Source organism: Pseudosporangium ferrugineum, assembly GCF_003002065.1.
Lineage (GTDB): Bacteria > Actinomycetota > Actinomycetes > Mycobacteriales > Micromonosporaceae > Actinoplanes > Actinoplanes ferrugineus_A.
On sequence record NZ_PVZG01000063.1, the window covers coordinates 1 to 4,874 of the forward strand.

Here is a 4,874-nt window from a genome sequence, read left to right on the forward strand (position 1 = left end):
GCAATCACAAGTTTCCCCTGCCAGAGAGGCACTTCCGTCTATTTACACGCCGGTCGGGCCCACCAGTTGATGATCACCGTGAATCACCCGGGCTAGACTGCGCGGTGTACGCCGTCGAGACCAACGAGATCTCCGTCTCCTCTTCGCCGATACCCCTCCGAATGAGCTTCTCGCAAGGAGAAGAATGCATTGAAACGTCGCTATGGTCTGACGAATCCCAGCGCTCGATAGCCGGGCATGCGGCGCTGCAACGAAACGGCGAGGATCGGTGTCGCCTGGTCGTGGTAGTCGTGCACCTCCGCGAGATCCTTGCCAGGCGCCGCGCGGATGACTCGGCCTGCGCACTGGACCAATAGGCCGTCGAAGGAGATCGGCCCGGCCAGGAACAGGGTGTCGAGTACGGGTGCGTCGAAGCCTTCGCCGATGAACGGTGTGGTGCCGATGACCAGGATCCCGTCGCCGACCTTCGCCTCGGTGAGCCGGTCGACAGCCGCGCGTCGAGCCGCAGCGGTCATTCCGCCCTGCAACAGGAGTGTTTGATGTCCGCGATCTGCGAGGAGCGAAGCCAGAGTTTCGAGATGGGCGACCCTACGCGTCAACACGAGACAGTTGCGCCCTTTTGTGAGGGCAGCCGCGACATCATCGACGATCTGGGCATTTCGTGCTTCATCCCCGATCAGGGCGCGGTACACGGCCGCCAGCGCGCCCGGTGACGACGGGTCCTCATCGGCCCGGAACTGGGTCTCGTGCACGAACAACAGTCGGCGCGGACCGGTCTCTTCCTGCCAGAAAGCGGCGAGCGTGTCCGGGTCCTCGTCGGTCACGGTGTGCCGAATAGGGCCGAGCTGCCAGGTCAGGAATCGGGTCGGCGAAGAAGATCCAGGCGTGCGCGCCGCGTCCTGACTGGGAGATCTCCAAGGCTGCCGGGACACCGCTGGCTCGGGCGGCTTTGCAGTAGGCCAGCGCGTCGAGCATCGCAGTGCTGCCGTCGAAGTCCGCGGCCAGGAATTGGCAGGTGTTCTCGGTGAGCAGCGGATACAGACCCATGAACACGTCACCGACGAGATGGGCGGCAACCACCTCTGCGGTGAGCGGCAAATAGGCCGCCGTACGCCGGTCCATACCGAGTTCCCCGAGGCTGTCCCGGCGGGTCGGTGTCGCGGTGAGCCCGAGCCAGAATTGCGCGCCGATCCGCTTGGCCGCATGGTCGTATGCCGCGGCGGCAAGGTGGTGACATTCGTCAACGATCACGTGTCCGTACCCGGCGGTGAGGTCCGCGACGTCGGCACGCCGGGTCAGCGAGGGCAGCATCGCGACGTCCACGACGCCGGTGAGTTTGCGCCGGCCGCCGCCGATCTGCCCCGGTTGGACGCGGAGGAACTGCTCGATGCGCGAGCGCCACTGTTCGGCCAACGCTTTGCGATCGACGAGAATCAGGGTCGAGGTGGCGCGTTCGGCGATCATCGCGCAGGCTATGACGGTCTTTCCAGAGCCCGGTGGTGCCACCAGCATGCCGTCGTCGTGGGCGAGCATCGCACTGACCGCGGCGCTTTGCCTGGTGGTCAGCTCAGCGGTGAAAGCGACCTCGATCTCCCTGCCTGCATCCCGCGTATCCGTGATCACCAATCGGGATCCGGCATCCTCGACGATTCGTCCGACTGTGTGCCGCAACCCGCGTGGTAGAACCAGGCGACCGTCCAATGTGATGTTGTACCCGCGAAGGAACCGTGGCGTGTCCCAGGTCGACTTGCGTAGCCGCTGCAACTCGTAGAACTTCGGATTTGCCAGTGAGGCCGCGTGCTTGAACGTGGTCAATGCGGCCGGCGGCAGTTGCGAGATGTCGATACGCAAGCCTGCTGCAAGGTCTGCCTGTACCGTCATTGGCAGCGGCGGGTGGATCTTGGTGGCATCCGACCTGCTCATCTTCGCCACGCCGGCGCCGACGACGGTCTGTTTCGCGCGACGAGCGACTCTTTCCGCGTCGCCTGGGCTGAGCCGGTCGAGGACTGACAGGAAGGTCCACTGATCCTCGTGTGGTTCCAGGGTCGCCAGGTTGACGAAGAGCGTTAGGCCGTCCTTGCGGCGCCGTCCCTGCAGCGGCGCCGCGATCAGATTCCCAAGGCCTCTGTCGGGCAGGACGTCCTGGTTCGGGAACAGGCGGTCGTACGAGCGCAGGTCCATCGAACCGCGCAGCACCATGGCCTCATGCAAAAGGACCGTTCCCACCGATCGGGCCGTAGCAGCGGCTTGCGCCAGCCACCCGCCACCGCCGGAGACCACCCCGCCGTACCCAGCCGACTGTTCTCCCATCGCTTCGCATAAGCATCCCGCCGCGCCCGGAACAGGCTGGTGTAGAACGCCAACTTCTCCGGCACCGGCGACGCCATCGTGACCGGTCCCGGCGTGGCCCCCGCGGCGAGTTGCTCCGGCGCCGGAGCGGTGTCCTGACCGCGGAGATCCAGCAGACGCGACAGACGATGGTTCTCCGCCCGTAACCGCTCAAGCTCACGACGAAGCCGAGCGAACTCGTCGTCAGTCACCGCGTCAACGGATACCACCGGCCAATCTTCACACGACGACGCCGCGACACCGGCAGTCGAATCAGTCCAGCCGAGCCCGGTCGAAACGGTCGATCAGGCACGGCTTGCGGGCATGGCGCTCCCTCAGCCACGTCATCTGCTCCGCGAATTCGAAAATTCGCCCTCCCGTACCGCCAGCGCCTGAAGATCTGAAAGCAGGGTGACCGCCGTGTCGTAGTCCTTCGGACGCTTCGTCGCGATCAACTCGTCCACCTGGTTCCAGGTATGGACCGGGTTCCGTGCCAACTCGTCCAGACGCTGCTGGCGGACCACGGCGGCCGCTTCCTCGCGACGCTGACGCTCGGCCGCCTCGCGCTCCCGCTTCTGCTGCTGCTGCCGTGCAGCCCAGCGCTCCTCGGCCGAGGCGAGCAGGTCTCCGGCGGTCCGCCGCTCACCGGCAGGCGGCTCCTCTGTCACACCGTGAAACGTCCGCAGCAACTCCGACCGCAGCAACCCGGCGTTGCCCCGCAGCACCCGCACCAGCATCTCGTCCTTGTCCGCAACCGGCAGACCCGCCGCCCAACGGCGCAGCTCGGCGGCGGGGGGTTCTTCTCGGTCAGCGGCCGGCTCGCCGCTGCCGCCGCGTTCAGCAGATCAGGATCCAGGCCAAGGAAGTCGGCCAGGGACCATCGTCCCCGGTGGCCCACTACCGGACGTTTGACCAGCTCACGCCGGTTTTTGTTCGGCCAATTGAGGGCACACCCCCAACGGCACCCGCAACCTGGGCGTACCATTCAACGTACGTTCTGGCGTACGTTACTACCTGGGGGTCACGATGAAGGTGCTGACAATCAGCGACGTTCGCAAGAACCTCGCCGCCGTGGTCGATGCGGTGATCGATGATGCCGAGGAGTGCGTCATCCCTCGCGGTGGCGGCAAGGCCGTCGTCATGGTTTCCCTCGACGAGTGGAACGCCGTGAACGAGACGCTGCATGTTCTCGGCTCCGCCTCGAACGCCCGCCGACTGCTGGAGAGCGTCGCCCAAGCCGACGCCGGCCTACTCCAGGAGCACCCACTCGACCCAACGCCCGCCTCGCCGAAACCCGGCAAGGAAGCCGCATGAGCTTGCGCATCGTTTTCACTCCCAACGCCTGGGAGGACTACGACGGCTGGTTACGCCGAGACATGAAGATGGCCCGTCGCATCAGCAAACTCATTCTCGACGTCCAGCGGGATCCACACGGAACAGGTCTCGGCAAGCCAGAACTGCTGAAAGGCCCGCTCTCCGGATGGTCGTCCCGCCGCATCAACGATGAACACCGGCTCATCTACCGAGTCCGTGGCGGCGACCTGGAAATCGTCGCCTGCCACGGCCACTACCTCGACAAGTGATAGCGGCTCACGCCACGCTGCCCTCCTAGCGGATCGGAAAGCCTGGGAAACAGCCTGGGCCTGCGGCATCGCGGCCTTACACGCGACCGACATCCAGCACACCGCCGGCACGCACCGCCCGGAAACCCGAATCGTCACCATTGTGGAAGAAAATCCGCCCGTCGAGGACGCCGTCATCAACCACAGCGGCCCAACCCCGTCCGCTGACCTCATCACCTTCGTCGCTGCCCTCCCAAGAGAACTCGACACAAGCCCCGCCCGACTGCTTCGCTATCCGGCAGTCCATCCAACCGTCGACGACGATGAACCGGAACCGTCCCCGAAGATCCGAGCCGAACTCGATAAAAGCCGGACCCACCAGATCGAAGGCGTCGGCATCCCACAGTTCCATTTCCACGATCCGCCACCGGCCGACGAAACCCATTGACGCACCGGGAATCGGCTGCTCCGCCATCACTGGTCGCCGTCCAGGGAGCCACGCCGACGACTCACCGCGGGCCGATCGAAGCGGACAGGCTCATCAACCACACCTCACGCGCGACTACACGGGCGCGGTGCGCCGTGATGGGCCATTCTCGCGCACCGTCTTCAGCGCGCGGCAGGCAACTCCGCCCAACGCCGGGAACACACTGCTTCCCGAACCCGAACTGAAGTCTCGGCTATCAATGCGAGTAACGACCGATCGGGCCCGCATCCTCACCGAGAAGTTCCGAGTACACGGCAGGGTCGACGGTGTCGTGATGGCAGCGGTCGACCAGCCGGTCGAGACGTTCAGCGATCTCCTCCGAGCCGAGGTCGAGCCGCTCGCACAGATCACGGTGCGCATCGACCAGAGGCTCGCTGATCTCCTGCGGATCGATACGGCCCGCGTAGTAGGCATCGTTCAGATACCCGGCCAACTCGTCCCAGACCGCGATGGCCTGCTCGATCAGATCGAGCATGGCCGGAACAACGGGACGCGCG

General features: G+C 65.4%; 7 protein-coding genes and 1 pseudogene. 2 read left to right on the forward strand and 6 right to left on the reverse strand.

Annotation, left to right across the window (positions count from 1 at the left end; all coding sequences use genetic code 11):
* Window positions 1–200: 200 nt before the first annotated feature.
* The 4 genes from CLV70_RS41620 to CLV70_RS38575 form a co-directional block, all read right to left on the reverse strand.
* Window positions 201–824 (reverse strand): DEAD/DEAH box helicase, encoded by a 624-nt coding sequence (locus tag CLV70_RS41620; protein ID WP_245908816.1) that lies wholly within the window; start codon window positions 822–824, stop codon window positions 201–203.
* A complete protein-coding gene (locus CLV70_RS38570; RefSeq protein ID WP_245908817.1) occupies window positions 724–2,199 on the reverse strand; it encodes a TOTE conflict system archaeo-eukaryotic primase domain-containing protein in 1,476 nt (491 codons plus the stop codon). The genes CLV70_RS41620 and CLV70_RS38570 overlap by 101 nt, the downstream gene beginning before the upstream one ends.
* Window positions 2,109–2,387: a TOTE conflict system archaeo-eukaryotic primase domain-containing protein gene (locus CLV70_RS42205; RefSeq protein WP_425440286.1), complete on the reverse strand. Its 279-nt coding sequence runs from the start codon at window positions 2,385–2,387 to the stop codon at window positions 2,109–2,111. The genes CLV70_RS38570 and CLV70_RS42205 overlap by 91 nt, the downstream gene beginning before the upstream one ends.
* 285 nt (window positions 2,388–2,672) lie before the next feature.
* Window positions 2,673–3,065 (reverse strand): hypothetical protein, encoded by a 393-nt coding sequence (locus CLV70_RS38575; RefSeq protein ID WP_106131558.1) that lies wholly within the window; start codon window positions 3,063–3,065, stop codon window positions 2,673–2,675.
* Between the two features lie 289 nt (window positions 3,066–3,354).
* Between CLV70_RS38575 and CLV70_RS38580 the strand changes: the two genes are divergently transcribed.
* Together CLV70_RS38580 and CLV70_RS38585 are read left to right on the forward strand one after the other, a co-directional pair.
* Window positions 3,355–3,642, forward strand: a complete 288-nt coding sequence (locus CLV70_RS38580) for a type II toxin-antitoxin system Phd/YefM family antitoxin (RefSeq protein WP_106131559.1) — start codon at window positions 3,355–3,357, stop codon at window positions 3,640–3,642.
* Window positions 3,639–3,911 (forward strand): Txe/YoeB family addiction module toxin, encoded by a 273-nt coding sequence (locus CLV70_RS38585; protein ID WP_211304059.1) that lies wholly within the window; start codon window positions 3,639–3,641, stop codon window positions 3,909–3,911. Before CLV70_RS38580 ends, CLV70_RS38585 begins: the two co-directional genes overlap by 4 nt.
* A gap of 76 nt (window positions 3,912–3,987) precedes the next feature.
* Here the strand turns inward: CLV70_RS38585 and CLV70_RS38590 are convergent, their stop codons facing one another.
* A complete protein-coding gene (locus tag CLV70_RS38590; protein ID WP_211304060.1) occupies window positions 3,988–4,365 on the reverse strand; it encodes a hypothetical protein in 378 nt (125 codons plus the stop codon).
* A gap of 208 nt (window positions 4,366–4,573) precedes the next feature.
* Window positions 4,574–4,874: pseudogene (locus CLV70_RS38595) on the reverse strand (hypothetical protein); the annotation flags it as partial.